The sequence below is a fragment of the Achromobacter sp. 2789STDY5608621 genome, from assembly GCF_001299375.1.
Lineage (GTDB): Bacteria > Pseudomonadota > Gammaproteobacteria > Burkholderiales > Burkholderiaceae_B > Achromobacter > Achromobacter insuavis.
The window spans coordinates 16,854-43,492 of the sequence record NZ_CYTU01000031.1 but is presented as its reverse complement, the minus strand read 5'-3'; the positions used below and the strand labels follow the sequence as shown (position 1 = coordinate 43,492).

General features: G+C 68.2%; 24 protein-coding genes and 1 tRNA gene. 11 read left to right on the top strand and 14 right to left on the bottom strand.

All coding sequences use genetic code 11. The annotated features are described in order from the left end of the window. Positions 1-2: 2 nt before the first annotated feature. Positions 3-1,577, bottom strand: coding sequence for a peptidylprolyl isomerase (locus tag AOZ53_RS23415; RefSeq protein ID WP_054433555.1), 1,575 nt, complete (start codon positions 1,575-1,577; stop codon positions 3-5). Then, positions 1,574-3,967: an LPS-assembly protein LptD gene (locus tag AOZ53_RS23410; RefSeq protein WP_054489569.1), complete on the bottom strand. Its 2,394-nt coding sequence runs from the start codon at positions 3,965-3,967 to the stop codon at positions 1,574-1,576. The genes AOZ53_RS23415 and AOZ53_RS23410 overlap by 4 nt, the downstream gene beginning before the upstream one ends. A gap of 168 nt (positions 3,968-4,135) precedes the next feature. On the opposite strand from AOZ53_RS23410, the gene AOZ53_RS23405 reads away from it, so the two are divergent. The 6 genes from AOZ53_RS23405 to AOZ53_RS23380 all read left to right on the top strand — a co-directional run bounded on the left by AOZ53_RS23405 (position 4,136) and on the right by AOZ53_RS23380 (position 9,147). Next, positions 4,136-5,176: an aminoglycoside phosphotransferase family protein gene (locus tag AOZ53_RS23405; RefSeq protein ID WP_054433553.1), complete on the top strand. Its 1,041-nt coding sequence runs from the start codon at positions 4,136-4,138 to the stop codon at positions 5,174-5,176. Then, a complete protein-coding gene (murU, locus tag AOZ53_RS23400; RefSeq protein ID WP_054489567.1) occupies positions 5,176-5,862 on the top strand; it encodes an N-acetylmuramate alpha-1-phosphate uridylyltransferase MurU in 687 nt (228 codons plus the stop codon). The genes AOZ53_RS23405 and murU overlap by 1 nt, the downstream gene beginning before the upstream one ends. A gap of 157 nt (positions 5,863-6,019) precedes the next feature. Continuing rightward, the gene (locus tag AOZ53_RS23395; protein ID WP_054474618.1) at positions 6,020-6,718 is read left to right on the top strand and encodes a DUF6776 family protein; all 699 of its coding nucleotides are present in this window, start codon (positions 6,020-6,022) and stop codon (positions 6,716-6,718) included. Between the two features lie 124 nt (positions 6,719-6,842). Continuing rightward, positions 6,843-8,477, top strand: coding sequence for an FAD-dependent monooxygenase (locus AOZ53_RS23390; RefSeq protein WP_054489565.1), 1,635 nt, complete (start codon positions 6,843-6,845; stop codon positions 8,475-8,477). Next, positions 8,474-8,695: a hypothetical protein gene (locus AOZ53_RS23385; protein WP_054489563.1), complete on the top strand. Its 222-nt coding sequence runs from the start codon at positions 8,474-8,476 to the stop codon at positions 8,693-8,695. Before AOZ53_RS23390 ends, AOZ53_RS23385 begins: the two co-directional genes overlap by 4 nt. After that, positions 8,692-9,147 carry a MarR family winged helix-turn-helix transcriptional regulator gene (locus AOZ53_RS23380; RefSeq protein ID WP_054489562.1) on the top strand — a complete coding sequence of 152 codons (456 nt, stop codon included), beginning with the start codon at positions 8,692-8,694 and terminating at the stop codon, positions 9,145-9,147. Before AOZ53_RS23385 ends, AOZ53_RS23380 begins: the two co-directional genes overlap by 4 nt. Before the next feature lie 5 nt (positions 9,148-9,152). Here the strand turns inward: AOZ53_RS23380 and AOZ53_RS23375 are convergent, their stop codons facing one another. The 3 genes from AOZ53_RS23375 to AOZ53_RS23365 form a co-directional block, all read right to left on the bottom strand. After that, positions 9,153-9,479 (bottom strand): 4a-hydroxytetrahydrobiopterin dehydratase, encoded by a 327-nt coding sequence (locus tag AOZ53_RS23375; RefSeq protein ID WP_054433547.1) that lies wholly within the window; start codon positions 9,477-9,479, stop codon positions 9,153-9,155. Positions 9,480-9,599: 120 nt separating this feature from the next. Then, entirely contained in the window at positions 9,600-10,247 is a 648-nt protein-coding gene (locus tag AOZ53_RS23370) for a YiaD family glycine zipper/OmpA-like lipoprotein (protein ID WP_054433546.1), read from the bottom strand. A 166-nt stretch (positions 10,248-10,413) separates the two neighbouring features. Then, positions 10,414-11,073, bottom strand: a complete 660-nt coding sequence (locus AOZ53_RS23365) for an HAD family hydrolase (protein WP_054433545.1) — start codon at positions 11,071-11,073, stop codon at positions 10,414-10,416. 301 nt (positions 11,074-11,374) lie between these two features. On the opposite strand from AOZ53_RS23365, the gene AOZ53_RS23360 reads away from it, so the two are divergent. Beyond that, the gene (locus AOZ53_RS23360) at positions 11,375-11,998 is read left to right on the top strand and encodes an FMN-dependent NADH-azoreductase (RefSeq protein ID WP_054433544.1); all 624 of its coding nucleotides are present in this window, start codon (positions 11,375-11,377) and stop codon (positions 11,996-11,998) included. A 37-nt stretch (positions 11,999-12,035) separates the two neighbouring features. Here the strand turns inward: AOZ53_RS23360 and AOZ53_RS23355 are convergent, their stop codons facing one another. From AOZ53_RS23355 to AOZ53_RS23335, 5 genes are all read right to left on the bottom strand, one after another. After that, on the bottom strand, positions 12,036-14,522 hold the full coding sequence (locus AOZ53_RS23355) for a TonB-dependent siderophore receptor (RefSeq protein ID WP_231690669.1): 2,487 nt from the start codon (positions 14,520-14,522) through the stop codon (positions 12,036-12,038). 85 nt (positions 14,523-14,607) lie between these two features. Further along, positions 14,608-15,603 (bottom strand): DUF4880 domain-containing protein, encoded by a 996-nt coding sequence (locus AOZ53_RS23350; protein WP_054489560.1) that lies wholly within the window; start codon positions 15,601-15,603, stop codon positions 14,608-14,610. Between the two features lie 7 nt (positions 15,604-15,610). Then, on the bottom strand, positions 15,611-16,108 hold the full coding sequence (locus AOZ53_RS23345) for a sigma-70 family RNA polymerase sigma factor (RefSeq protein WP_156333494.1): 498 nt from the start codon (positions 16,106-16,108) through the stop codon (positions 15,611-15,613). Positions 16,109-16,464: 356 nt separating this feature from the next. Continuing rightward, a tRNA-Lys gene (locus AOZ53_RS23340) sits at positions 16,465-16,540 on the bottom strand. Positions 16,541-16,805: 265 nt separating this feature from the next. Continuing rightward, entirely contained in the window at positions 16,806-17,552 is a 747-nt protein-coding gene (locus AOZ53_RS23335) for an SDR family NAD(P)-dependent oxidoreductase (protein ID WP_054433540.1), read from the bottom strand. A gap of 115 nt (positions 17,553-17,667) precedes the next feature. Here AOZ53_RS23335 and AOZ53_RS23330 point away from each other — a divergent pair, with 115 nt between their 5' ends. Together AOZ53_RS23330 and AOZ53_RS23325 are read left to right on the top strand one after the other, a co-directional pair. Beyond that, positions 17,668-18,309 (top strand): TetR/AcrR family transcriptional regulator, encoded by a 642-nt coding sequence (locus AOZ53_RS23330; protein ID WP_054433539.1) that lies wholly within the window; start codon positions 17,668-17,670, stop codon positions 18,307-18,309. Between the two features lie 11 nt (positions 18,310-18,320). Next, complete coding sequence (locus AOZ53_RS23325; RefSeq protein WP_054489558.1) at positions 18,321-19,916, top strand: sensor domain-containing diguanylate cyclase; 1,596 nt, start codon at positions 18,321-18,323, stop codon at positions 19,914-19,916. Positions 19,917-19,922: 6 nt separating this feature from the next. Here AOZ53_RS23325 and AOZ53_RS23320 read toward each other — a convergent pair whose 3' ends face one another. Beyond that, positions 19,923-21,995, bottom strand: coding sequence for an AsmA family protein (locus tag AOZ53_RS23320; RefSeq protein WP_054489557.1), 2,073 nt, complete (start codon positions 21,993-21,995; stop codon positions 19,923-19,925). A gap of 296 nt (positions 21,996-22,291) precedes the next feature. Here AOZ53_RS23320 and AOZ53_RS23315 point away from each other — a divergent pair, with 296 nt between their 5' ends. Then, the gene (locus tag AOZ53_RS23315; protein ID WP_054489556.1) at positions 22,292-24,217 is read left to right on the top strand and encodes an LTA synthase family protein; all 1,926 of its coding nucleotides are present in this window, start codon (positions 22,292-22,294) and stop codon (positions 24,215-24,217) included. Positions 24,218-24,221: 4 nt separating this feature from the next. On the opposite strand, the gene AOZ53_RS23310 is transcribed toward AOZ53_RS23315, so the two are convergent. Continuing rightward, a complete protein-coding gene (locus AOZ53_RS23310; protein WP_054433535.1) occupies positions 24,222-24,857 on the bottom strand; it encodes a DNA-3-methyladenine glycosylase I in 636 nt (211 codons plus the stop codon). Between the two features lie 216 nt (positions 24,858-25,073). On the opposite strand from AOZ53_RS23310, the gene AOZ53_RS23305 reads away from it, so the two are divergent. Beyond that, positions 25,074-25,547 carry a YkgJ family cysteine cluster protein gene (locus tag AOZ53_RS23305; protein WP_054433534.1) on the top strand — a complete coding sequence of 158 codons (474 nt, stop codon included), beginning with the start codon at positions 25,074-25,076 and terminating at the stop codon, positions 25,545-25,547. A 13-nt stretch (positions 25,548-25,560) separates the two neighbouring features. Here AOZ53_RS23305 and AOZ53_RS23300 read toward each other — a convergent pair whose 3' ends face one another. Both AOZ53_RS23300 and AOZ53_RS34390 read right to left on the bottom strand, forming a co-directional pair. Next, positions 25,561-26,424 (bottom strand): alpha/beta hydrolase, encoded by an 864-nt coding sequence (locus AOZ53_RS23300; RefSeq protein ID WP_054433533.1) that lies wholly within the window; start codon positions 26,422-26,424, stop codon positions 25,561-25,563. Then, on the bottom strand, positions 26,421-26,579 hold the full coding sequence (locus tag AOZ53_RS34390) for a hypothetical protein (protein ID WP_156333492.1): 159 nt from the start codon (positions 26,577-26,579) through the stop codon (positions 26,421-26,423). The genes AOZ53_RS23300 and AOZ53_RS34390 overlap by 4 nt, the downstream gene beginning before the upstream one ends. Positions 26,580-26,639: the final 60 nt, after the last annotated feature.

Below are 26,639 nucleotides of genomic sequence, written 5' to 3'. Positions count from 1 at the left end.
GATCAGCGGTTGTTCTGGTTGATACGGTCCTGCTTCTCGAGACGGTTATCCACGTACGCCTGGGCGCGCAGCTGGTCCAGCCAATCTTCGAAAGCGGGTTGGGCGCGGCGCTCGAACAGGGTCTGGCGGGCCTTCATGCGGGCCAGGTCGTCGGTGGCGTCGTGCTGGCGGCGCTCTTCGACCTGGATCAGGTGCCAGCCGAACGGCGTCTGGATGGGTTGGCTGATCTCGCCCGGCTTGAGCGCGTTCATCGCGGCCTCGAAGGTCGGCACGGTTTCGCCCGGGTTGAGCCAACCCAGATCGCCGCCCTGCGGCGCGGTCGCGTCCTGCGAGTACTGGCGCGCCATGTCGGCGAACTTGGCGTCGCCGGCCACCAGGCGCTGACGCACCTGTTCGAGGCGTTGGCGGGCCTGCTCATCGCTCATGACCGTCGAGGTCTTGATCAGGATGTGGCGCGCGTGCGTCTGCATCACTTCGACCGGACCCTGCGGCGCCTGGGCCTGGGGTTGCGGACGCGGCTGCGGCGCGGGCGCCGGTGCGGGCGCGCGGGCGGTGCGGCTGGGCGCCGGTTGCGCGGTGCCGCGGTCCATCACCTTGAGGATGTGGAAGCCGTTGCCGCTCTGGAGCAGCGTCGAGACCTGGCCCTTCTGCAGGTTGCCGAGGGCCTTGGCGAACAGGTCGGGCCAGCCGTCCAGCGGACGCACGCCCATGACGCCGCCCTGCAGGGCTTCGGGGCCGTCCGAGTTGGCGGCCGCCAGGCTGGCGAAATCATCGCCGCGCTTGGCGCGCGCCAGCAGGTCCTCGGCCTTCTTGCGCAACGCGGCCAGCTGGTCGGGCGACGAGCCTTCCGGCACGCGCACCAGGATCTGCGCCACGGCGTAAAGCATCGGGCCGGCCGGCGCGGCGGCCTGCTCGGGCGCGGCTTCCGGCTGCGGTTGCGGCTGGGCCTGCTGCGCCGACTGGGGCGCGGCGGCGAACGCCGGATTGCGGCGCTGGTCCTTCAGGAAGGCGTCGACCTCGGCGTCGGAAATGACGATGTTGGAGTCGACCGCACGCTGGCGCAGGCGATCGGAACGGATCTCGTCCTTCAGGGACTTGCGGTAGCTGTCCCAGGTCGTGCCGGACTTCTCGATTTCCTGGCGCAGTTGCGCCGCACTGATCTTGTTGCGCTCGGCGATGGTCTTGATGGCCTGATCGACCTGGGCATCGTCGACGCGGATGCCGAGACGATCGGCCTCGTGACGCTGCACCCGCTCCATGATGAGCCGCTGCAGCACCTGGTGCTGCAGGGTCTTGTCGTCGGGCACCTGGATGCCGCGCGTCTTCAACTCACCGGCAATACGCAGCGATGCGTCGCGCAATTCGCGCAGGGTGATCACGTCCTTGTCGACCACGGCCGCAATGCCGTCGACGAACTGCTCTCCGGCGACGGGCGGCGCGGCTTTCTGCGCGGCCGGCGCATTCTTGGCGCCCTTGCCATTCGGCTCGGCCGCGTGCGCGGCGGAGAAAGCGGCGCAAACGGCCAGCAACAGCGCGTTGCCGGAGAAGCGACGCAAAGAGTGCAACCTACGCATCATTCATACCTTTCAAATGTGGTCCCGGTGGGCGCAGGCGGGGTGATGCGCGAGTAACCGGGGATACTTCTGTTCAGCAGGTTCATCGGATCGGTTCCCAGGGAACCCAGTCCGGTCAGCTCCAGCTGGAAGAACAGCGCCGTGTTGGCGTCGGTGGCGGACACAGCGTAGCGCTGGAACACCATCCGGCCGACCCAGCAGCAATCGCCCTTGTATTCGAGGCCGGCGATGGCCTGCGTGATACGCGGGGAATCGGTGGTGCCGCTGACCGTGCTGGACGGGCCATTGCGCAGCGAGTAATCGACGCGGCCCACGCCATACCAGCGCTTGGTGAACGGCCATTGCACGGCCAGGCTGATCTGGTTCTGGCCTTGCGGCTGGTAGGCCACGCCGGTCTGCGGGTCGCGCTGGTAACGATAGGCCAGCGCCACCGTGGTCAGGCGCTGCGGCGACCAGCGGCCGCTGAGCAACGTGCGCGACCAGCGGTTGTCATAGGGGTTGTACTGCGCCGCCACGTCAGTCGTGAACGTGTCGGTCAGCGCGGCGCTGGCGCCCACCAGGAAATCGGAACGCACGTTCTCGCGCGGCGTCTCGCCCGGCAGCGTCACTTGCTGGTCAGCGAAGTACAGCCGCTGCGCCACCGCCAGTGACGCGCGCTCGAAGCCGGTGGAGGCGTCGAGCCAGCGCGTCGTCAGCGCGGCAGTCAACTGGTTGGCGTTGGAAATACGGTCCCAGCCACCGGTATAGATATTCTCGTCGAACGCCTGCGAGAAGCTGAAGTCGGACAGGGAGGTGTCGTAAACCGGAATTTTTGACTGATCGCGGTACGGCACTCGCAAGTAGTACAACCGCGGCTCCAGGGTCTGCGTCGATGCCTTGCCGAACAGCGTAGTGTCCCGTTCGAAGATCAGCCCGGTATCAAGCGACATAATCGGCACCGTACGCGACTGAGAGCGTGGGTAGCCAAAAGCCGTGCCTGCATTTGCCGTCCCCGAGTTCAGGCCAAGCCAATCACCGCTGTACCAATTGGTTTGATATTGGGTGTAGTTCACCCCGACCTTAGGCACAACAAACCAACCTGGGCGAACGATCGGATACGACACCGAGGGATAGCTCTGCAGACGGTCCCCGTTGGGACCATTGCGCCGGCCTAGCAGCAAAGGCTTGCTAAAGCGCACCGCCGTGGACGTCCAATCCACGTCGAAACCACCCCAGTCGTAGCGCGCGCCGCGCAGATAAATTTCCGGTTCTTTGTCGTAAGGCGGCGTCAGCAGTGCATCCGGATCTTGCAAGGTCTGATATTTGTAGACTTGAGCGTACGCGCTCCAGTAGGTCGACCCCCAGCCCACCCGCGCACGCTGAGGCAGATAGGTTGTGGAGGCCTGATTCAGACCCAATTGGGAAATATCCCGGAAATAGTTGTCGTCCGAGACCTTGGCGACATCCCAATCGGCGTAGAACCCATTCGAGAGTAACTGCTGATGACGCCACCAGTACATCCAGCGGTTCTCACCGGTAATGGTGTCGTTGGGCAGAAAGGCACCGTACAGACTGCCGGTGGAGTTCGGCAGGAGATAGCGGAATTCGCCCCCCATCTGCAGCCCCCGCTTGGAGAAGTAACGCGGCTGGATCGTGGCATCGTAGTTCGGCGCCAGGTTCAGGTAGTACGGCAGCGAGAAGTCGAAACCGCCCTTGCTGGTGGTGCCGTACGTCGGCATCAGGAAACCCGACTTGCGTTCCTTCTTGACCGGGAAGGTCATGTAGGGCGATGCCAGGATCGGCACGTCCTTGAAATACAGCACGCCGTTGCGGGCCACGCCTTCGTTTTCGTCGAAGTCGATGTCGACCGTCTTGGCCTTGATGTACCACGACGGCGTCTCGCACGAGCAGCCGCTGTAGGTGACCGTATGCAGCCGCATCTGCGACTTGCTGAAGATGTCGGCGTGTTCGGCCACGGCGAAACCGCCGGTGGCGCCCAGCCAGAAATTCGGTTTCTCGACTTCGCCGGAATACTTGTCGACGTTGAACTTGGCGTTGGGGCCGGTGACCAGAGTGCCGTCGCGCATCATGCGCGCGTTGCCCTGCACGTCCACCTCGCCGGTGTCCTTGCGGTAATTGATCCGGTCGCCCTTGATGACGCCGTCGATGCGGCGCACCTGGGCCGCGCCGGTCAGGGTCAGGTCGGAATCCGGATCCCCCTCGATGGAGTCCGCTTCCATATAGGCGGGAATGTTCCCGTCGGGCAGGCGGTGCACCCGCAGCCCGGGGGATGTGCGCAGCTCAGGGGCCGCGGTGATCGACGTCGACGAGGGAGCCGAACCTTGGCTGCCCTGGGCCTGAACGGCCCCGGCGACGCTGATAGCAGATAGGATCAACCACCGAACCTTGCGCACGAGTGAAAACAGCCCTTTTTGACGATGGGGGAACCAGGCAAGGGCGCCCGGCAAGGGCCCATGCTAACGGAAACGAGCCGGTATTATAGAGAAGCCGCGCCAGACGCCCAGCCTTATGTGCGCGCAACCCAATTTTCCGCAATCTTGCCCTTCTGACACGGATCTTCCTTGAAAAACGATCATGACCCCCGCCTGGAGCAGATCCGCGCCTGGCTGCAAGGCCTGCCCGCCGCCCTGGGACTGGCGGTGGACAGCCTGCGCCCCGCTTCCGCCGACGCCAGTTTCCGCCGCTATTTCCGCCTGGACGCCGCCGGCCGCACCCTGATCGTGATGGACGCGCCGCCCCAGCATGAGGACTGCCGCCCGTTCCTGCACGTGGACCAGTTGCTGCGCGACGCCGGCCTGAACGTGCCCGACGTGATCGCGCAGGACCTCGACCAGGGCCTGCTGCTGCTGTCCGACCTGGGCGAGCAGACCTATTACCAGCGCATCCAGGACGGCGTGGACGACGCCCGCCTGCAATCGATGTACCGCGACGCCCTGGCGGCGCTGGTGCGCCTGCAGCAGGCCCGGACCACCGGCCTGGCCCGGTACGACACCGGGCGGCTGGCCGACGAACTCAAGCTGTTCCCCGAGTGGTACGTGCAGAAGCACCATGGCGCCACGCTCGACGACAAGACCGCGCAGGCCCTGGAAAAAATCTTCGCCCTGCTCTCGGCCAGCAACGGCAACCAGCCCACCGTGCTGGTGCACCGCGATTACCACTCGCCCAACCTGATGGTCTGCGACCAGCCGCAATACGGCCCCAATCCCGGCGTCATCGACTTCCAGGACGCCCTGGCCGGCCCCATCACCTATGACCTGGCGTCGCTGGTGACGGACGCCCGCACCACCTGGGAAGAGCCGCAACAGCTCGACTGGGCCATCCGCTACTGGGAAATGGCGCGCGCCGCCGGCCTGCCGGTCGACGCCGACTTCGCCGAATTCCATCGCGCCTATGAGTGGATGGGCCTGCAGCGCAACCTGCGGATCCTGGGCGTCTTCGCCCGCCTGAACCACCGCGACGGCAAGGCCCACTACCTGGCCCACATGCCCCGCGTGAACGGCTACGTGCGCCAGGTGGCGCAGCGCTATGGCGTCTTCACGCCCCTGCTGCGCCTGCTGGACCAGCTCGACGACCGCCAGGTCAGCGTCGGATACACCTTCTGATGCGGGCCATGATCCTTGCCGCGGGCCGCGGCGAACGCATGCGCCCGCTGACCGACCGCCTGCCCAAGCCGCTGCTGCCGGTCGGCGGCAAGCCCCTGATCGCCTGGCACCTGGAACGGCTGGCCGCGGCCGGCTTCCAGGACGTGGTCATCAACCACGCCTGGCTCGGCTACGAGATCGAGCGCGCGCTGGGCGACGGCGCGGCCTTCGGCCTGCGGATCCGCTACTCGCCCGAGGCCGCCGCCCTGGAAACCGCAGGCGGCATCGCCCAGGCGCTGCCGCTGCTGGGGCCTGACCCGTTCCTGGTGATCAACGGCGACATCTGGTGCGACTGGGATCCCGCCGCCGCGCCGGCCCTGGCGGCCGCGCTGCCGCCCGCCGGCGCCTGGCTGCTGATGGCCGACAATCCGCCGCAACACCCGGCCGGCGATTTCACCCTCACGGCCGACGGCCGGGTCGAGGACGGCGGCGAGGCCCGTTTGACCTTTTCCGGCATCGGCGTCTACCATCCCATGCTGTTCGCGGACATTGCCCGCGGCACCGCCGCGCGGCTCGCGCCCCTGCTCCGGCAAGCCATGGAACAGGACCGCGTCCGCGGCGCCCGCCACGCCGGCCGATGGGCCGACATCGGCACCCCCCAGCGGCTGGCCGACCTCGACGCCGAACTCCGTGCCGGCGCGCGGTGAGGCCCGGCCAATGCCCACATATTTCACAATATCAAGGTGCGCAACGAGGCTTGTCCGCGCGCCCATCGCCCCGGGTTAACCGGGTATTCTCTGACGCTTTGACTGGTGCGCGCGGCGCGCGGTCAGGCAACACACAGGACGTTTTCTAGGAATGGGGATGTTTGGAAGATCGCAACGGGCCGTATTCAAGCCCTCCGTATACCAACCCGGCCAACGCACGCGCCGCATGCCGCGCTGGCTGGTCCTGCTGCTGGTGGGCATCGCCCTGGGCGCGGGCGGCGTGCTCTTCCTGCAGACCAACTACGGCCCGCAACGGCTGACCGTGGAACAATCCGAGCAGTTGCACAGCGAGCTGAGCGCCTCCAAGCTCGAGAACCAGCGCCTGCAAAGCCAGCTCGAAGAAGCCACGCAGCAGCGCGACGCCAACAAGTCCGGCCACGAAAAACTCACCACCGACCTGGCCGACACCCGCGCCAAGCTGGAAACCCTGAACAAGGAACTGGTCCTGTTCCAGGACGCCATGCCGCCCGATCCCCGCGGCGGCAACCTGGGCATCCGCTCGGCCACCTTCAAGCGCCAGCCCGGCCTGCTCGACTACCAGGTGCTGGTGATGCGCGAAGAGCGCAATGGCGCGCCGTTCAAGGGCACGCTCACCTTCTCCATCGACGGCAGCTACCCCAACGGCCGCGCCGCCACCATCACCCCGGAAGGCCCGACCCTCAACGTCGACCGCTACGACTACGCGCTGGGCCAGCTGAAGCTGCCCGACGGCTTCACCCCCAAGGTCGTGGTGCTGCGCGTCATGGACGGCGGCCAGAAGCAGCAGGCCATGCGCATCTACTACGTGCGCAACTGAGCTTCACCGCCCCGTCAGAAGAACCCGCCCGCCCCGGCGGGTTTTTTTTGGCCCGGCAAAATGATTGCGCGCACAACCAACTCGGCGATATAGTTGCGCAAACAACCAATATCCCGGAGACACCATGACGCCACCCGCCCGCGTGCCCGTCCTGATCGTCGGCGGCGGTCCGGTCGGGCTCACCCTGGCCGCGCTGCTGGCGCATTACGGCATCGCCTCGCTCACGCTCGAGGCCGACGACGGCTATTGCAGCGGCAGCCGCGCCATCTGCATCTCGCGCCGCTCGCAGGAAATCCTGGGCTGGGCCGGCGCCGACGCGGCGCTGACCGCCACCGGCCTGCCCTGGAGCGGCGGCCGCAGCTACTACCGCGACCGCGAAGTGCTGCACTTCGAAATGCCGCACGACCCGACGCAGCGCTTCGCGCCCATGGTCAACATCCAGCAGTACTTCGTCGAGGAATACGCGCACCAGGCCATGCTGCGTCAGCCTGGCCACGCGACACTGCAATGGTCCGCCCGCGCCATCGCGGTGCGGCCGGGCCCCGACGGCGTGGACGTCGAGGCCGAGATCGACGGCCAGCGCCACACCGTGCGCACCGACTGGCTGGTGGCCTGCGATGGCGGCCGCAGCAGCGTGCGCGACGCGCTGGGCCTGAAGCTGGAAGGCATGCAGTACGAAGGCCGCTACGTGATCGTCGATATCGAACAGGCGTCCGATCGCCCCGTCGAACGGCTGGCCTGGTTCGATCCGCCCTCCAATCCCGGCTCCACCCTGCTGATGCACCGCCAGCCCGGCAACGTCTGGCGCGTCGACTACCAGATCCGCGACGACGAGGATGCCGCCGAGGCGGTCAAGCCCGAGAACGTGCTGCCGCGGGTGCAGAGCCACCTCGACATGATTGGCGAGACGGCGCCGTGGAAGCCGCTCTGGATCTCTCTCTACAACGCCAAATGCCTGACGCTGGAGCGCTACCGCCACGGCCGCGTGCTGTTCGCGGGCGACGCCGCCCACCTGGTGCCGATCTTCGGCGTGCGCGGCCTGAACTCCGGACTGGACGACGCCGGCAACCTCGCCTGGAAACTGGCCTGGGTGCTGCGCGGCCAGGCGTCCGAGCCGCTGCTCGACAGCTACAGCGGCGAGCGCGTCCACGCCACCCGCCAGAACCTGGCCTACGGCGCCAAGAGCACCGAATTCATGGCGCCGCCGGATTTCGGCTTCCGCCTGATGCGCGAAGCCGCGCTGCGGCTGGCGCTGACCGACGCGCGCGCCCGCCCGCTGATCAACCCGCGCCAGTCCGCGCCTATCTCGTATGACGGCTCGCCGCTGAACCTGGCCGACGGCGCACCGGACCAACACCCTGCCGCCGCCCCCGGACAGCCCGCGCCCGACCTGCTGCTGGCCGATGCCGACGCGGCGCCGCGCTACCTCAGCGCCTGCTTCGGCCAGGGCTTCGTGCTGCTGGCCTGCGCCCCCGATGCCGCCGCGGCCCGGAACCTGCAGGCGCTCGCGGCCGCCACCCGGCAAAGCCCGCGGCCGTTGCAGGCCATCGCCGTGGACGGACCGGCGTCCGGCGCCTGGCGCGACCCGCACCGCCACCTGCGCGAGCGCTTCGGCGCGCGGCCCGGCACGGTCTGGCTGCTGCGGCCGGACGGCTACGTGCTCGGCCGCTGGGCCACGGCGGACGAGCGCGTCCTGCGCGCCGCGTTGGCGCCTTACTACCCGATGATCGAACCCGCGCCGCAGGAGCCGCAAGCATGAGCAACGATGAATTGGACCAGGTCTACACCCTGATGGCGCAGACCCTGACCCGCGTCGGCCCCGCGCAGGCGCCGCTGTTCCTGTCGATCCTGGGACTGTCGGCGCTGGCGCGCCTGCCCGATGCCCAGGCCGCCACCGCCCTGCTGGCGCAGGCCGAGGCGGCCTGCGCCGCCCCTGTGGCACACTATCCCGCCGCCACCGCCGACCGCCCGACGTGACCACGCCCGCCCTCGAACGATTCCTGACCTACCGCCTGCACGTGATCAACAAGATCACCGACCGCGACACGAATCGTGCCTACCTGGAAGACTGCGGCATCCCGCTGGGCGAAGCGCGTTGCCTGGCCGCGATCGGCCGCTACGCGCCGCTATCGGTCAATGACCTGGCGCTGGCCGCCAACCTGAACAAGGGCCAGGCGAGCCGTTCGGCGCAGGCCCTGGTCGAACGCGGCCTGATCGAGAAAAAGGATTCGGCGGCCGACGGCCGCGGCGTGGTGCTGTCGCTGACAACGGCCGGCGATGCGCATTACCGACGCGTCATCGACCTGATCGCGCGCCGCAACCAGGAAATCTTCGGCTGCCTCAGCGCCGACGAGCAGCGCCAGCTGGGCGACATGCTCGACCGCCTGATCGCGCACCAGCGCGACCCATCCGGCGCGCGCGAGGACTGATCCGCCTACGCCGCCGCTTTCGGCGTGGTGGCGCCCATCTGCGCGGCGGCCTCGTCCATGAACTGCGCCATGCGCACGTCCAGCTCGGTCACGCCGCCGGCATCGTGCGTGGTCAGCATCACGTCGACCCGGTTGTAGACGTTGGTCCATTCGGGATGATGGTTCAGCTTCTCGGCGAACATCGCCACCCGCGCCATGAACCCGAAGGCGGCGTTGAAATTGGCGAAGCGGAAGCGCTTTTCGATCGCGTCGCGCATCGCGACGGCCTGCCAACCGGACAGGGCCGCGACCGCGATGTCGGTGCCGATACGGGCAGGGGGAAACATGCTCATGGCGAACTCCAGGAAAGGCCAGGAAAGAGCGCCGCGCCGTTCGCGCCGGCAACGGCCCGGCGCGCCATCGCGGCCGGCGGCATGCCGCCGGCGCACGGCGGGCGCGGCGCCCGCATGCTACTACTGCTTGACCGCGTACAGGTAGATCTCGACCCGGCGGTTCAGCGCCCGGCCGTCGGCGGTGGCGTTGTCGCCGATCGGGTCGTTGGGCCCGCGCCCTTCGATCGTCAGCCGCGTCGCCGCCACGCCCTGCCGCGACAGATAGTCCGTGACGCTGCGCGCCCGGTTCACCGACAAAGTCTGGTTGTGCGCCAGCGAGCCCGTGCTGTCCGTGTGGCCCACCACCTTGGCGCGCAGCTCGGGATGCTGGTTGAGCGAGCGCGCCACGCTGTCCAGCACCGGCAGCAGCGCCGGCTTGAGGGCGGTCTTGTCGGTATCGAACGACACGTTGCTCGGAATGTTGACCTTCAGGCTGCCATCCGGCATCTCGACCACGTCGATGCCCAGCGAGGTCGCCCCCGACTGCTGCACGTCTTCCTTCACCACCTTCCAGTTGTAGCCAATCAGGCCGCCGGCCACGGCGCCGATGCCGGCGCCGACCGCCGCGCCGGTGCCATGGCCGATCAGGGCGCCGATGCCGGCCCCCACGGCCGCGCCCGCCCCGGTTCCCACCGCGGTGTTGGTCTGCTGCTGCGTGGCGCACCCCGCCACCAGCACACCCGTTGCCGCGACTACAGCGATACGCTTGAGCATTGTTCTTGATTGCATGACAACCTCCACGATCCTGTCGGTGCGCCGGCACGATGCCGGCTGAATCATGTTAAGGCCAGTCCCGCCCCCTGCGTGACCCAAAGGTACGCAACATTTTGTACCGCGCCAGGCCGGACGCCCCGTTGCCGGCCCGGCCAGGGCTCCGTTCAATCCCGATACGCCCTCAGTGCCCGCTCCCGAACCCGGCCAGCCACGGCAGCGCATCATCCAATCGCGGCGACTGCGCCTCCGGCGCCGGCGCGCCTTCAGGCAGGGCCAGGCCCACACGGTTGTGCCAATAGGTGCGCAGCCCCACCTTGCTGGTGCCGAACAGGTCGTAGCCCGAGCCCGCCACGAACGCCGCCTGCGCGGGCGGGATCTCCAGCCGCGCCAGCGCCAGTTGGTAGGGCCGGGGATCCGGCTTGTAGTAGCCCGCCTCTTCCGAGGTCACCACCACGTCCCAGTCCACCCCCAGCAGGGCGGCCGCGCGATGGCCCAGGCGCCGCGAACAGTTGGTGACCACCCCCAGCCGGCAATGCGGCCGCAGCGCCTGCAACAACTCGCGCGCGCCGTCCCAGGCCGGCAGCCGCTCCCATCCCGCCTCCAGCGCCGCCGGCGCGCTGGCCGGCAGCCCCACGGCCGAGGCGGCGGCCTCGACCAGCTGTTCATAGGGCTGGTACGCGCCGCAGCCGTAGGTCAGGCGCAGATACTCGGCGCGCCAGGCGCGGCCACGCGCCTCCGAGCCGGCCGCGGCATTCCATACCGTCCAGGAATCCAGCAGCGCGGTCAACAGGTCGAACAGCACCGCGCGGGGATAGGCGGCGGACGGGGCAACTACGGGCATGGCGGCACTCCTTGGATTCGATGCCGTCACTATAGAGACGGCATCGCTCGCCGTGATTTAGCCTGGATGCAATCACCATTCAGTCCAGGCTTAATCCGGCCGCGCCCGCCAGCCATGCGGCCCGGACGTCGGGACACGCCCGCCGCGCGACGACGGTCCCATCGGAGTCCCGGCAATTGCATTTGCAATTCCATCGGGCAACGATACAATCGTCCGCCACACGATTGCAATTGCAATTATTTAGCCATCGGGCGCGTCGGCAGCGGACTGCCCCGCGCCGCCCACCTCCGGACCTCGCAGCATGCGTCTCTTGAACATCGTGTCTTCGCCTCGCGGCGCCCGCTCGGCGTCGATCGCCATCGCCCAGTCGTTCCTGGCCGCCTGCGGCCAGGCCCACCCCGGTCTCGAGGTCGACACCTTGAATGTGTGGGAAGAAGACTTGCCCGATTTCGACAGCCGGGCGATCGGCGCCAAGTACAAGGGCGTCTCGAAAACCCCGCTGGACGACGCCGAGACCACGATCTGGGCCCGCATCACCGAGCTCGCCGGCCGTTTCCAGCAGGCGGACCGGATCGTGCTCGGCGTGCCGATGTGGAATTTCGACTATCCCTACAAGCTCAAGCAGCTCATCGACCTGGTCAGCCAGCGCGGCATGCTGTTCGGCTTCGACGGCCAGGCCTACAGCCCGCTGCTCAGCATCCCGCGCGCCCTGGTGATCCACGTGCGCGGCCAGAGCCACGATCCCGCCGCCTACCCGGCCAGCCCCGGCTTCGCGCACCAGGCCGACTACCTCGACTTCTGGCTGAAGTTCATCGGCGTCAAGGACGTCCGGCGCCTGATGGTCGAGCACACCTGGGACGCCCTGGGCGCGGACACCATCGCGCAGGCCAAGGTCCGGGCGGCCGCGATCGCGCGCGAGTTCTAGCGCCGCGCCGGCAGCCAGCGGCCGCCGGCCGCCCGCATCACATGCGCGCGCTCAGCGTCAGCATCACGTTGCGCGGGTCGCCGTAGTAGTTGCTGATGCCGGTGGCGTCGACCTTCTTGTAGTAGACCTTGTCGAAGATGTTGTTGACGTTCAGCTGCAGGCGCAGGTTCTTGTTGAAGTCGTAGCTCGCCATCGCGTTGTAGATCGCGAACCCGGCCTGGCGCGCCGTGATGCCGCGCGCGCTGGCGTAGGTGTCGCTCTGGGCCTGCACCCCGGCGCCAAGCGTCAACCCGCGCAATTGGCCCGGCAGGCGATAGGTGGTGAACACGCGCAGCAGGTGGCGCGGGTCGAGCGTGCGGATCGGCTGGCCGACGTTGCTGGCGGTCGAATCGCTCAGGTACTTGGTGCGGGTGTTGGTATACCCGGCCATGATCTGCCAGTCGGGCGTGACCTCGCCGCTCACTTCCAGTTCCCACCCCTCGCTGCGGGTCTTGCCGCCGGCGACCTTGCAATAGCCCGTGGGGTAATTGGGCAGGCAAGGATTGGCGCTGCCCGCGTCGTCCATGGCCCGGCCCACATTGTTGATGCGGAACACCGACAGCGCGGCATTCAGGCGACCATCGTAGAAGGCGCCCTTGATGCCGGCCTCGTAGTCCTCGCCGCGGATCGGCTCCAGCAGATTGCCGCCGCTGTCATAGGCTTGCTGCGGCGTGAAGATCTCGCTGTAGCTGCCGTAGACGCTGAAGTTCTCGTTGAGGTCGTAGACCAGGCCGGCATACGGCGTGATCTCGCGGTCGATGCTGTACTGGGTCGTGCCCTGCAGCACTTCATAGTCCCACCACGTGGCGCGCGCGCCCACCAGCAACGTCAGCGGATCGGCCAGCGAGATGCGGCCCAATGCGTACAGCGCCTGCTGCTTGGTGCGATTGTTGCTGGCTTCGTAGAACGAACCGCCGGTCGTGCCCTGCGGCTCCGGATACGTGCTCGACGGATCCCAGTCGCGGATGTCGATGTTGTTCTTCGGCCCCACATTGAAATAACCGCTGGAGTTGGTCTGCCGCACGTAGCTGCTCTCGGCCCCCAGGGTCAGGTGATGCGTGCGCCCGAACAGTTCGACCGGACCATTGGCGGTCAGCGAAACGCCGTTCTGGTCGCTGGCGCTGCTCGGATAGATCGAGGTGGTGACGTTGTACAGATAGGGATTGGTCGTGCTGGCGCGGGTGATGTACGACTGCTTGAAGCCGCCGTCGAAATAGCGGAAGCGCGTGTTCATCGCGGTCGCCTTCACTTCCCAACCGCCGTCGAAGCGGTGCTCCAGTTCGAGCATGGCCTGGTCGTTGTAGCGGTTCCAGTGGTTCCAGTCCGCGCCCAGGTAGGTGCTGCGGCCCAGCTTCAGGTCCGAGCCGTCGAAGCCGCGCGGCAGCCCACCCCAGGCGCCGGTGGCCTTGAGCTCGGTATGCTGGAACGACCCGGTCAGCGTGGTGCGGTCGGTCAGGTCGGCCTGCAGCACGCCGTAGAACACCTTGCGGTGCTCGTAGCGGGCATCCTGGAAGAAGTCCTTGTTGTCGGCGACCGCGACCACCCGGCCGCGCAGCGTGCCGCTGTCGTTGAAGGCCCCCGAGATGTCGGCCTCGGCGCGGCGGCGGTCCCACGAGCCCACCGTCACGTCGGCGCTGGCCTGGAACTCGCGCGTCGGACGCTTGCGCACCAGGTTCACCGTCGCCGACGGATTGCCCGAGCCGCGCAGGATGCCGGCCGACCCGCGCAGGATCTCTACCCGGTCGAGCACCGCCGTGTCGGGCTGGATGAAGTTCGAACCGGCCTGGTACATGTTCATGCCGTCGACCTGCAGCGAATCGATGACGAAGCCGCGCGAGTAGTAGCTCACCCGCTCGCTGTCGGTGTAGTCGACGGTGACGCCGGGCACGTTCTGCAGCACGTCGTGCAGATCCGGCAGCTTGCGGTCGTCGAGCAACTGGCGCGACACGATGGTCACCGGCTGCGGCGTGTCGCGCACCGACTGGGCGCCCTTGAAGATCGTGGTGGCCGAGCCGCCATAGGCGCCCGAGCCTTCGGTCGAGGCCGGATTGAAGCCCTGGGCGGTGATCCTGACCGGCGCCAGCACGGTCGCGTCGCCGCTGGCCAGCGGGCGCGCCTCCAGGATGTAGGCGCCGTTGGCCATGCGGCGGGCCTGCCAGCGCGTGCCGGCCAGCACCTGCCGCAGTCCGTCCTCCACGCCATAGCTGCCCTGCACGCCGGACGATGACTCATTGCGCAGCGCGTCGGCATCGAACGTCAGCGCAATGCCCGCCTGGCTCGCGAACCGGTTGACGACGTCGACCAGCGGACCGGCGGACAGGCTGTAGTGCTGCTGCGAAGCGCCGGCGGCGGCCGGCGCGGCCTGCGCGTGCGCCACGGACGTCTGCAACGACCAGGCGGCGGCAAGGATCAGGACCAGCCGCCTGGGCGTCAACACGGCGCGGGACGGGGAAGCGGCTTGGACAGGCGAAGTGAAGAGGGGCATCGAGGAAAATCCGGCTGAGTGAATGGCTTCCTGGTAGGCCGATCCAGGACTCGCCAACCGGAACCTCGATTGGAAACAAGATGTATCAGACCGAACGGATCGGCCCCCTGGCGCGGGGAACGATCCACGTGACGTAGCGCGTCATGCGCCGGATCTCGACCGGGTAGCTGTTCTCCAGCGCATCCAGGGCAAGATCGGCGTTCGCCAGCGGAAATGTGCCCGACACCGGCAGTTCCGCCAGGCTGTCATCCAGCAGCAGCCAGCCCGGCCGATAGGCGCGCAGGCGCGCGACGAACTGGCCCAGCGGCATCTTGACCGCCACCAGCGATCCCGTGCGCCACACCGCGAACCACTCGCTGCGCACATGACGCGGCGGCGCGACCTCGGTGGCGGAGAAGTCCGCCCAGTGGTGCGCGTCCACCTGGCGCGCGCCCGCCCGGCCGTCGCGCGGCACGACGCGCACGGCCTGCGCGTTGACCCGCACCTGGCCATGGCCGTCTCCGACGCACACGACAAATTCAGCGCCCGCCGCATGCACGTCGCCGAATTCGGTCTGCACCACCACCGCCAACGAGGCGTCGCCGCGCTCGCCCGCCGCATTGACATACACGCGGCCGTTGCGCAGCAGGATCCGGCTTGCGCCCTCGTCGTAGACCACGTCGGCGGCGCTGTCCGTATCGAGCACGGCCACCGTGCCGTCCCGCAAGGGCAACCGCGAGATCTGCCCGACCGCGGTGCTGAATTCGGCATTCCAACGACGCCAGGCCTGCGGCGCCTGCATTGCCAGCATGCCCAGGGGCAGGCAGGCGGCGCCCGCCACGGCCAGGCGCAAAATCTGCCTGCGCCCGCTGTCGGTGCCCTGCAGGGTCGCCATCGCGACCTGCTTGCACGCCACATCCGAAAAGCAGCGCTGCACCGCCTCGACCTTGGTCCAGGCCTGGCGATTCTCCGGACAGGCCTCCAGCCATTGCTGCCAGGCGGCGCGCATCTGTTCGTCATGCTGCGGCGCCATCAGGCGGGCAAACCATTGCGCGGCCTGCCGCGCCGCTTCGCGCTCGCGCGCTTTCGCAGTTCGAATCATGGCCGGATCATTCCAGCATGTCGCAGCAGCGCGCCATGGCGCGCGCCATGTAGTCGCCCACGGTGCGCACGGACACGCCCAGGCTCGCGGCGATCACGGGATAGGAGGCGCCCTCGATCATCGCCATCAGGAAGGCCGCCTTGACCTTGCGGCCCAGGCCGTCGAGCATGCGGTCCAGGCGGACCAGCCGCTCCATGACCAGCGCCTGCTCCTCCAGCGACGGGTGATGCGTCTCGGGCAGGCTTTCGAGCACCTGCAGGTAGGCCTGCTCGAGCGCGCGGCGGCGCCACAGATCGATCAGCAGGCCGCGCGCGATGGTCGCCAGATAGGAACGCGGCTCGCGCAGCGTGGCGGCCACGTTCGATTGCAGTACGCGGATGAAGGTGTCCTGCGCCAGGTCGGCGGCGTCATGCCGGTCGTCCACGCGCACGCGCAACCAACCGGTCAACCACGAGTGATGGGCGCGGTACAGGTCGGAGACGGTCTGCTGGGAATCAGGGCACAGAGCCCCCTCTGTGCTTGGAGGCGGGGACATGCGAGGAAGACGGCACTATTCACAATCAATAATCAATCTTATTCGCATTGTTTCGAATCCTCCAAGCCGGAAGACGAAATCTGATGTGTGTTGTGGCATGTACGCCGCATTGATGGCCTGCGTTCGCATGCAACGATCGATGAGCGTGCCGTGCTGGTTGGTGTCCGGCCGTCGTTGGTGTCCGGCTGTTGTGGTGTATCGCGTGAGGGATTGGCGTTGAAGGCCTGGCTTTGGCGCCCGACGAGCGACGAGCGACGGGACGACACGGGATCGCGCGGAACATGAAAAAGGCCGTCGACGTTGAACGTCGACGGCCTTTGAAATTCTGGTGGGCTGTGAGTGGCTCGAACACTCGACCTACGGATTAAGAGTCCGCTGCTCTACCAACTGAGCTAACAGCCCTGCATGTTCATTCACAACTGCTTGGGTAACGCCGCTTTCGCGTTGTTGCCGCTGCGTTGTTGTGTTTGACCAGCGAAGAAGCGAGATTATAGGGACCTTTTTTTATTTGTGCAAGTCGATTGCCGATCGGCCGCAAAAAAAGTCGCAGGCCTCTCGCAGCCGAGCCGCCGATCGCTCCCGGCCTTCCGCCGAAACGGGCCGCCTGTCACGCGCGGCGCGCCGCGGCATCAGGCCGCGTAGACGGGGCTGGGGATCGCGCCGCGGATCAAGCCGCGTACCCGCCATCCACCGCCAGGCTCGCGCCCGTCACGTAGCGTCCGTCGGGACCGGCCAGGAACGCCACCATGCCGGCAATGTCGCGCACTTCGCCGTAGTGCGGCAACGACAGCACCGCCACCAGGTCGCCCGCGTGCTCGCCGGCAGCCGGGTTCATGTCGGTGTCGATCGGGCCCGGATGCACCACGTTGGCGGTGATGCCGCGCGCGCCCAGGTCGCGCGCCACGCCGCGGGTCATGCCCAGCAACGCCGACTTGCTGGCCGAGTACAGCGTCACGCCGGCGCGGCCCGAGCGCTCGGCCAGGCAGCTGCCGATGTTGATGATGCGGCCGCCATCCGGCATCGCGGCCTGCGCCGCCTGGATCGCGACGAAAGGCGCGCGCACATTGATGTTCATCGTGCGGTCGTAGTCCTCCAGCGTGACCTCGTCCAGCGGGCCGGCCAGGAAGATGCCGGCGTTGTTCACCAGCACGTCCACCGGCCCCAGTTCGCCGATGGCCTGCTCCACCGCCCGCCGCACTTGCGCCGGATCGGCCGAGTCGGCCTGGATGGCGCGCGCGCGCCGGCCGTCCGCTTCGAGTTCGCGCGCCAATGCCTGCGCCGTGTCGCGCGACGCGGCGCTGACGTACGTGAAGGCCACGTCCGCGCCTTCGGCCGCCAGGCGGCGCACGATCGCCGCGCCGATGCCGCGGCTGCCGCCGGTCACGAAGGCCACTTTTCCGTTCAGGTTCTGCATGGGTCTACCTTAATTTGTAGTGTTCAGTACAAATATCATCAACCGACGGCGGCCAGGCGTCAATGATTTTTTTATCAATCAACACAAAATAGCTCTCGCGGGTAAAATCGGATTCATGGCAGAACGTGGGCGCCCCCGGAACTTCGACCGAGCCCAGGCCTTGCGCAAGGCCATGGAAGTCTTCTGGTCGAAGGGATATGAAGGAGCATCGCTAACCGATCTGACGGCCGCGATGGGCATCAACTCGCCCAGCCTCTACGGCGCATTCGGCTCAAAAGAAGGACTATTTCGGGAAGCGGTACAGCTTTACCGCGACACCGATGGCGCCGCCTCGCGCCGCGCCCTGACCGACGCCGCCACCGCCCGCGCGGGCATCTGCGGCATGCTGCTGGCGGCGGCCGAACGCTTCACCACGCCCGGCGCGCCGCCGGGCTGCCTGATCGTGCTGGGCGCGCCGTCCGGCGCCGACACCGATGCCGGCGTGGGCGTGTTCCTGGGCGACAACCGCCGCGAAATGCAAGGCCGCATCCTGGCCCGCCTGACCGCCGGCGCCGCCGCCGGCGAATTGCCCGCCGGCACCGACCTGAAAGGGTTGGCGGCGTTCTACACCACCATCCTGCACGGAATGTCGATCCAGGCGCGCGACGGCGCCAGCCGCAAGACCTTGCAAGCGGTCGCGCGCCAGGCGATGTGCGCCTGGGACGCGCTCGCCGGCATGCCCCCTTCCGGCCTGCCCCCAGGCCGCGCCCACGCCTGACGGGCCCTCCCATGCTCCGCATCGACCTCCGGCGCCTCATCCTCTGGATCAGCCTGCTGTCGATCTTCCTGGTGCTGGCCGCGGGTCTGCATGCCAGCTACCTGGTGCAACGCGACCTGCTGCTGCACAACGCGCTCGAGAGCAACCGCGTCTATGCCGCCAAGCTCGCGGCCACCACGGAATACTTCCTCGGCGACCTGCGGCGCCATCTGGCCTACAGCGCCGACATGCTGGCCGACATGGAGCACCATCCGGAACTCATGACGTCGGAAACGCGGCGCCAGGAAGAACAGCTGGGCCACTTCAATTCCAGCTTCGTGGTGTCGGCGCAGGGCAAGGTGCTGGCGGTGTCGACCTCCTACCCGCAGCTGATGGGCCAGCAGATGACCAGCGACGCCGCCCGGACCGCCTTGACCACGCGCCGGCCGTTCATCAGCGAACCCTTCCGCGCCAGCACCGGCCGCTGGCTGATCCTGTACACGCATCCGATCTTTTCGCGCGACTACCGCTATCTCGGCTATATCGCCGGCACGCTCTACCTGCACGAGGACAACGTGCTGGACCGCCTGCTGGGCCAGCACTTCAACCGCGACGACTCGCTGCTGTACGTGCTGGCGCGCGACGGCACGCTGATCTATCACCCCGACCGCAGCCGCCTGGGCAGCATGTCCGCGAACAAGACGGCGTTGGCCGCGGCGCTGCGCGGCGAGACCGGCGAGGCGCGCTTCACCGACGCAACGGGCGCCGAGATCCTGGCCGGCTACGCGCCGGTGCCGAGCACCGGCTGGACCATCATCGCGCAGCGGCCGGTGGCCAGCACCCTGCTGCCCCTGAACGACCTGCTGATGGCGACCGCGCGCAACACCCTGCCGCTGCTGCTGATTTCGATCCTGCTGATCTGGCTGCTGTCGCGCTGGATCGCCCGCCCGCTCGGGGAACTGGCCAGCATCGCCAAGCACATGCAGGATCCCGATTCGGCCGAACGCATCCGCAAAGTGCGCTCGTGGTATTTCGAGGCCTCGCAACTCAAGCGCGCGCTGCTGATGGGGCTGACGTCGATCCAGCACAAGATCCGCGACCTGCGCCGCGCATCCACCACCGACACCCTGACGTCGCTGCTGAACCGGCGCGGCCTGAACGAGGCCATGGCGCTGCTGCAGGCGGCCGATACGCCGCTGGCCATCGTGGCGCTGGACATCGACCACTTCAAGAACGTCAATGATCTTTACGGCCACGCCGCCGGCGACCGCGCGCTGCAGGTGCTGGCGGCGCTGCTGACCGAAGGCTCGCGCAGCGGCGACACGGTCGCGCGCAGCGGCGGCGAGGAATTCGTGATGCTGATGCCGGGGTCGCCGCTGGCCGCCGCGGTGGCCACGGCCGAGCGCCTGCGTCAGAAGCTGGAAGCGCTCGGCACCGAGACCGGCCTGCCCGCGCCGATCACGCTGTCGGCCGGCGTGGCCTGCTATCCGCAACACGGCGCCACGCTGGACGAAGTGATCCAACGCGCCGACCGCGCCCTCTACTACGCCAAGAACCACGGCCGCAACGCGGTCTGCGTCGCCGACAACCAGGCGCGCGACGGCGCCCGCCTCGCGCTGCCGCGCTGACGCCGCCTACTTGCCCTTGGGCGCCGGCGCCTTGGGCGGGGTGCGCATCTGCTTGAGCAGCGCGCCGCAGGAATTGTCGTCGGTGGTGCTGGGCGCGATCAGCGCCAGCAGACCCGCCGCCGGCGTCAGGATCACGCCCAGCGCCACCATGCCCGCGCCGCGCGCGGCCAGCGGCCCCACGTGCACGCCCACGTCCGGCTTGCCGAAGGTGCCGCGCACGTACAGCGGCGAGCGCAGCGAGAAGATGCGGAAGCCCTTGCTGTCGGGCGTGATGTCCAGGTCGAGCTTCTCGTTCTTGAAGTCGGTGGTGCCGGTGATGTTGATCAGCGCGTTCTCGGTATCGAACACGAAGACGCGCGGCGTCATCACGCCGCTCTTCATCTCCAGGTCGGCCGCGCCGCAATTGATCTTGACCTCGTCGTCGCCGAACAGCTTCGAGACGACGTAGTTGCCGACGTTCAGGCCGGCGATCTCCATCAGGCTGCGGCTGATGACGCCGTCGTTGACCAGCATCTTCACGTCGCCATTGGCCGAGCCGAGCAGCGCGGCCACGGAATTGCCCGTGCCCGACAGCGCCAGGTCGCCATTCAATTCACCCAGCGCGCTCTGCATCGACGCCGTCGCCGGGAACAGCTGCTTGAGCCGCAGCCGCCGCGCGTGCATCTCGACGCGGCCCGTCAGGGGCGCCTTGGAGCCGTCCAGCCGCACGATGGCGGCCATGCTGCCGCCGGCCATGCCGAAGCGCAGCGGATCGAGCGTCAACTGGCCGTCTTGCAGGATCACGTGCACCGTCAGGTCCGACAGCGGCAGCTTGGCGTCGTGCACGATGCGACCGGCCTCCAGCGCCACGTCGGCGTCCATGTCGCGCCAACGGTCGGTGCGGAACGCCTGCGTCGGCAGCACCTTGCCGTCGGGCGGCTTGGCCGGCGCGTCCTTGGGCTTGTCCTGGGCCGGGGCGGGCTTGCCGGACTGCACGCCGATCAGCGGCCCCAGGTCGGCCATGCGCAACTGCTTGGACGACAGCTTGCCGGTCAGCTTCGGGCGCGGCGCGGCCAGCGAGAACGTCACATCGCCATGCAGGTCGCTGTTGCCGACGCGGCCGTTGAAGTCGCGGTACTCGAACACCGCGCCGCCGGCGTTGCGCAGCCTGGCCACCAGGTGGCCGTCGGTCGAATACGGCGGCGTGTCGGGCAGCGTCACGCCGGTCAGCGGATACAGCTGCGCCATCGAGCCGCCCGACAGCTTCAGGCGCAGGTCCAGCGCGCCCAGGTTGGCGGGGTCGGTCAGGGTGCCGGTGATGGCGGCCTTGGTGCCGCCGATCGACACCTCGGCCTGCACCGGGAAGGGCTGCTTCGGATCCTGCAGCGCCAGCATGCCGCCGACCTTGCCTTCGCCCTTGGTGGGCAGGTTCTTGAATTTGCCGTCGACCTTCCAGCCGAAGACATAGTCGCGCGGCGCCGCCGCTGCGGCGTCTTCCGGTACAAACGCGGCGCCGGCCACGTCGGCGAACGGCACCGGCTTGCCCAGCGGATCGACCAGCACGGTCAGGTCGGCCTGCAGGATCGCATCGGACAGGCCGACACTGCCCTTGTCGAAGCCGATTTCATTGATGTCCAGCACCCACGGCGACGGCTCGCCCGTTTCGGGCAGGGTGAAGACCCAGTTGGCGCGGCCGTCGGCCAGGCGTTCGAGGTCGGCGGCGGGCTCGGTCAGCTGGATGCGCCGGATCACGACCCGATGGGCCAGCAGCGGCAGGGGCGACAGGCTGAACTCACCGCGCTTGAGGGTGGCGAATTCCGGCACCCGGGCCCATTCGGTGTTGGCGACGCTGATGTCATTGGCCACGATGTGCGGCCATGGCACCCAGCCGCGCCACCCGCCCTCGTCCGATTCGCGCGACCACTCCACGGTCAGGTCGCCGTTGATCGCGAAGGGCCGTCCGATGGCCGCGCTGACGCGTTCGTTGATCATCGGCCGGGCGCGATTCCAGTCGAAGGTGGCAACCAGCACGACCAGCACCGCCACCAGGACGACGAGGGTGCCCACAATCCCGACCGCTATTTTTGTTTTGCGCGTCATCGTTATCATCCTTGCCGTTGCCGCCGGAGCGCCGATGCCCCGGCCCTATTTACCCTCAAGGGTAGCGCGCCGCGCCCGGCGGGTTAAGCTTGCCGGCCCCATAATGTGTACGGATTTTTCCGTGTCATAGAGCGCGGTCGGCAAAAGTTACAAAGCGACCGGGCGGGAACCGGCCGTTCGCCCGCCGTGGACGGAATAATTCCTACCGATTTTTTGACGCCCGCCCTGTTCAAATGCGCGGCGATCGACCCGCAACCGTCCCCGGGGACGGAGCAGCAGTACTACCTGGAGGCCCGATGCGGCATTCGAGCTTGATTTTCGTGGTGGCGGCCTTTGCGCTGCTGACCCTCAGCCGCCTGGCCCTGGCCGCATGGCAATGGCAGCGGGTGCGCAACGCCGGCGGCCTGGCCCCCCTGCTGCTGGGCGGACTGCGCATCGACGCCCACCAGATCGGCGTGCTGGCCGCGCTGCCGATCGTGCTGTCGCCCTGGCTCGGCCACCTGCCGTTCGCCGCCACCGCCGCCGGCATCTGGTATCTGGTCGCGTTCATCCTGCTGGCCTTCCTGGAAGTCGCCACCCCGCCCTTCATCCTCGAATACGACACCCGCCCCAACCGCCTGTTCGTCGAATACCTGAAGCACCCGCGCGAGGTCTCCGGCATGTTGTGGCGCGGCTACAAGGGCGCGCTGCTGGGCGGCTTCGGCGCCCTCGGGCTGATCGGCTGGGGCGGCTATGCGCTGTTCGGCCACGCCGTGCCCGACGCGCCCCTGGCCTGGTGGCAGATGCCGCTGGCCAGCCTGGCGATCCTGGCGGTGGTGATCCTGGCGATCCGCGGCACCCTCGGCCACCGGCCCATCAACCCGTCGTCGGTGGCCTACAGCTCCGACGGCATGCTCAACACCCTGGCGCTGAACTCGCTCTACAACGTGTTCTACGCCGTCTACAGCATGAAGAACGAGAAGTCGGCCTCCGCCGTGTACGGCGGCATGGACGACGACGACATGCAGCGTCGTGTGCTGACGCAAGCCGGCCTGCCCTATCCGCCGGCCAACGCGGACTACCCCAGCCTGCATCGCCAGCCCGCCAGCCGCAAGACCGCGCGGCCGCTCAACCTGGTCATCATCCTGGAAGAAAGCCTGGGCGCGCAGTACAGCGCCGGCCTGGGCGGCATGGATCTGACGCCCGAACTGGACGCGCTGGCGCGCGACGCCTGGACCTTCACCCGCGCCTACGCCACCGGCACGCGCTCGGTGCGCGGCCTGGAAGCGGTGGTGACCGGCTTCCTGCCGACCCCGGCGCAGGCCGTGCTCAAGCTGCCGCGCTCGCAGCGCGGCTTCTTCTCGCTGGCCGACCTGCTGGCCCGCCATGGCTACCACTCGCGCTTCATCTACGGCGGCGAATCGCACTTCGACAACATGAAGGGCTTTTTCCTGGGCAACGGCTTTCGCCAGATCGTCGACCGCGAGGACTTCGTCGATCCGGCCTTCGTCGGCACGTGGGGCGCGTCGGACGAGGACATGTTCAACCAGCTCGACCGGCTGCTGCGCGAGGACGGCGACCAGCCCACCTTCACGCTGGCCTTCAGCGTCTCGAACCACTCGCCCTGGGAATACCCGGCGGGCCGCATCCAAACCGAAGGCAACCCGGCCACGGTGGAGAACACCGTGCGCTACGCCGACTGGGCCCTGGGCCGCTTCTTCGAGCGCGCCAAGGCCGCGCCCTACTGGGAGAACACCGTCTTCCTGATCGCCGCCGACCACGACTCGCGGGTGTTCGGCGCCAGCCTGGTGCCGGTGCGCCACTTCCATATTCCCGCCGTGATCCTGGGCGCCGGCGTCGAACCGCGGCGCGACGACCGCCTGATCAGCCAGATCGACCTGGCGCCGACGCTGCTGTCGCTGATCGGCGTCGATACCGAGCACCCGATGCTCGGCCATGACCTGACGCGCAGCACGCCGGGCCGCGCCATCATGCAGTACGACAACACCTACGGCTATCTGAAGGAAAACGACCTGCTGGTGCTGGCGCCGAACAAGACGCCGGTGCAGTACCGCTACACCGCGCCGGAAGACTATGCCCCGGCGCCGCTGGATCCCGCGCTGGCCGACGAGGCGCTGGCGCACGCGCTTTGGCCAAGCTGGGCCTACCGCGAAGGGCGCTACTGCATCCCGGGCGCGGCCGCCGTGGCGCAGGACGCGAAGACGCCGGCTGCCGCCGGATAGGCGCTTACGCCGGCCGCCGGTTCGCCGGCCGCCGGATCGCCGGCCGCCGGAATGCCTTGCGCGCCTGCTCGCTGGGACCGTGGCAGTGGCAATCGGGATGGTGGTCGTTGACCATGCCGACCGACTGCATGAAGGCATACACCGTGGTCGGGCCGACGAATTTCCAGCCCAGCTTCTTGAGGGCCTTGGACAGGGCCTCGGATTGCGCCGAGGTCGACGCGCCGCGCGTGGACGGCGATCCCGGCGGCGCCTCGAAACGCCAGAAGAACGCCCCCAGCGACCCTTCGCGCTCGATCATTTCCAGCGCCCGCCGAGCGTTGTTGATGACGGCTTCGATCTTGCCGCGATGGCGCACGATGCCGGCGTCGGCCAGCAGCGCCAGCACCTGCTTTTCGCCGAAGCGCGCGACCTTGGCCGGATCGAACGCGGCGAAGCCGCGGCGAAAGGCCTCGCGCTTGTTCAGGATGGTGCGCCAGCTCAGGCCGGACTGGAATCCTTCCAGGCACAGTTGCTCGAACAGGGCGCGGTCGTCGCCTTGCGGACGGCCCCATTCGTTGTCGTGGTACGCCATGTATTCGGCGGACGTGTCGACCCAGGCGCAACGGGCGAGGCCGTCGGAAAAGGCGGAGTTTGCGGTCATGGAAAAGCGTCCTGGCGGCTATCGGGTTTCCGATGCTACCGCAGCAACGTCCCCGAAAAAAGTCGTAGCGGCCGCAAGCCGAATCCAGCTACTATTTCCCGCCCTGATCCCGCGCCGGCCGTGCCCGAGCGCGCCCCGGATCGGCCAGGCGGGCTTGCGGCATGCAAGCCCGTTTTGCGTCATGCCGGGGCCGGACAGGCTTTCGGATCCACCGCCATGTCCCTGCTCGAGACAGCCGCCCTGACCCTGGTATCGCCCGCCCTGCTGGCCGGCGACAACAACCCCGCCACCAATCCCTGTCTGGACTGCGGCGCCTGTTGTTCGCATTTCCGGGTGTCGTTCTATATCGGTGAACTGGCCGGCGAAAATGGCGGCCAGGTGCCGCTGGATCTCGTGACGCAGATGAGCCCGCTGCGGGCCTGCATGAAGGGCACCGAAATGGGCGGCGGCCGCTGCGTCTCGCTGCGCGGCGAACTGGGCCAGCCCGGCATCCACTGCGCGATCTACGAGAACCGCCCCACGCCCTGCCGCGAGTTCGACATCTGGATGCCCGACGGTTCGCCCAATCCCGATTGCCAGCGCCTGCGGCTGGCGCTGGGCCTGCCGGCGGTGCCGCCGCGGCCCGACGCGGAAAACGATCCGCAAGGCCCGTCGCACCCCAACCAGCCCGACCAGCCGGCCGCGGCCTGAAACGCCTGTCGTCCTAACGGGCGGCGACCAGCATGCCCTCGGCGCCCGCCTGCGCCTCCTGCCCACGCGCGGCCCGCGGCGCATTGTCGCGACGCCGCACGCGCACGATGCCTGGATCCTTGCCCAAGAAGCTCAGCACGTTCTGCATCACGCGCTCGCGCTCGTGGTCGACACAGATCATGTGATAGCTGTCCTGCAGCAGCACCACCGACGCGCCGGGAATCCGCGCCCCCAACAGCCGCGCCGAACGCGGGCTGGTCAGCTCATCCTCGACCGCGTGCATCACCAGCGTCGGACAGCGCATCCGCTCCAGCCCGCGCTTGACCATGCCGCGCAGGCGATCGACCTGCCGCACGCACGCCAGCGGCACCCATTGGTAGTGAAAGCCGTCGCCGCGCGCGAAGCCCGCCTTGATGAAGGCCCGCACCAGCTCGCTCTTGACGCCATACGGGTCTTCTTCCTCGACCCGGATGCGGCGCGGCACGCCCGGCACGTGATACAGCAGATAGCGCAGGCCCCGATACCAGGGCGTGCTCCAGCCATCCAGGAACACTGGCGCCGACAGCGACACCAGCGCGCCGCGGGTGTGCGACTCGCGCTTGCAGAGTTCGACCGCCAGCAAGGCGCCCAGGCACATGCCGATGACGTGCACCACCTCGTACTGTTCGCACAGCTCGCGGTAGCGCCGGGTGACGACGTCCATCCAGTCCTCGACCCGCACGTCCAGCAGGTCCTCGGGCCGCCCCGCGTGGCCGGGCAGGGTCACGCCATGGGTTTCCACCCCGGCGCGCGCCAGCACCTTGTGCAGCGAGCCCATGTCGAATTCCGTGCCGCCCAGGCCATGGATCAGCAACGCGCCGGTGCGCGGGGTGGTCACGGCGTGCTCCCGGCCGGGGCATCGAGCTGCCAGGCGGCGCGCGTGGCCGCCAGCAGGCGCGCCAGGACGTGGGCGAAGGCGAGGACCGGGGTCGGAGCCGCGGCGGCGCCGGCGCTCCCGGCCGGCGAGAAAGCGAGGAAAGGTTGGCAAGTCATGGAACACCCTTGATGCATGGAGGGCAGGACGAGAAGACCTGTCCTACCCTGCCGCCATGG

Bases quoted from the DNA above. Each gene is read 5' to 3' on its own strand.
- AOZ53_RS23415 (WP_054433555.1), bottom strand. From the start codon at position 1,577: ATGATGCGTAGGTTGCACTCTTTGCGTCGCTTCTCCGGCAACGCGCTG.
- murU (WP_054489567.1), top strand. From the start codon at position 5,176: ATGCGGGCCATGATCCTTGCCGCGGGCCGCGGCGAACGCATGCGCCCG.
- AOZ53_RS23395 (WP_054474618.1), top strand. From the start codon at position 6,020: ATGTTTGGAAGATCGCAACGGGCCGTATTCAAGCCCTCCGTATACCAA.
- AOZ53_RS23390 (WP_054489565.1), top strand. From the start codon at position 6,843: ATGACGCCACCCGCCCGCGTGCCCGTCCTGATCGTCGGCGGCGGTCCG.
- AOZ53_RS23385 (WP_054489563.1), top strand. From the start codon at position 8,474: ATGAGCAACGATGAATTGGACCAGGTCTACACCCTGATGGCGCAGACC.
- AOZ53_RS23375 (WP_054433547.1), bottom strand. From the start codon at position 9,479: ATGAGCATGTTTCCCCCTGCCCGTATCGGCACCGACATCGCGGTCGCG.
- AOZ53_RS23370 (WP_054433546.1), bottom strand. From the start codon at position 10,247: ATGCAATCAAGAACAATGCTCAAGCGTATCGCTGTAGTCGCGGCAACG.
- AOZ53_RS23365 (WP_054433545.1), bottom strand. From the start codon at position 11,073: ATGCCCGTAGTTGCCCCGTCCGCCGCCTATCCCCGCGCGGTGCTGTTC.
- AOZ53_RS23360 (WP_054433544.1), top strand. From the start codon at position 11,375: ATGCGTCTCTTGAACATCGTGTCTTCGCCTCGCGGCGCCCGCTCGGCG.
- AOZ53_RS23355 (WP_231690669.1), bottom strand. From the start codon at position 14,522: ATGCCCCTCTTCACTTCGCCTGTCCAAGCCGCTTCCCCGTCCCGCGCC.
- AOZ53_RS23350 (WP_054489560.1), bottom strand. From the start codon at position 15,603: ATGATTCGAACTGCGAAAGCGCGCGAGCGCGAAGCGGCGCGGCAGGCC.
- AOZ53_RS23335 (WP_054433540.1), bottom strand. From the start codon at position 17,552: ATGCAGAACCTGAACGGAAAAGTGGCCTTCGTGACCGGCGGCAGCCGC.
- AOZ53_RS23330 (WP_054433539.1), top strand. From the start codon at position 17,668: ATGGCAGAACGTGGGCGCCCCCGGAACTTCGACCGAGCCCAGGCCTTG.
- AOZ53_RS23325 (WP_054489558.1), top strand. From the start codon at position 18,321: ATGCTCCGCATCGACCTCCGGCGCCTCATCCTCTGGATCAGCCTGCTG.
- AOZ53_RS23320 (WP_054489557.1), bottom strand. From the start codon at position 21,995: ATGACGCGCAAAACAAAAATAGCGGTCGGGATTGTGGGCACCCTCGTC.
- AOZ53_RS23315 (WP_054489556.1), top strand. From the start codon at position 22,292: ATGCGGCATTCGAGCTTGATTTTCGTGGTGGCGGCCTTTGCGCTGCTG.
- AOZ53_RS23310 (WP_054433535.1), bottom strand. From the start codon at position 24,857: ATGACCGCAAACTCCGCCTTTTCCGACGGCCTCGCCCGTTGCGCCTGG.
- AOZ53_RS23305 (WP_054433534.1), top strand. From the start codon at position 25,074: ATGTCCCTGCTCGAGACAGCCGCCCTGACCCTGGTATCGCCCGCCCTG.
- AOZ53_RS34390 (WP_156333492.1), bottom strand. From the start codon at position 26,579: ATGACTTGCCAACCTTTCCTCGCTTTCTCGCCGGCCGGGAGCGCCGGC.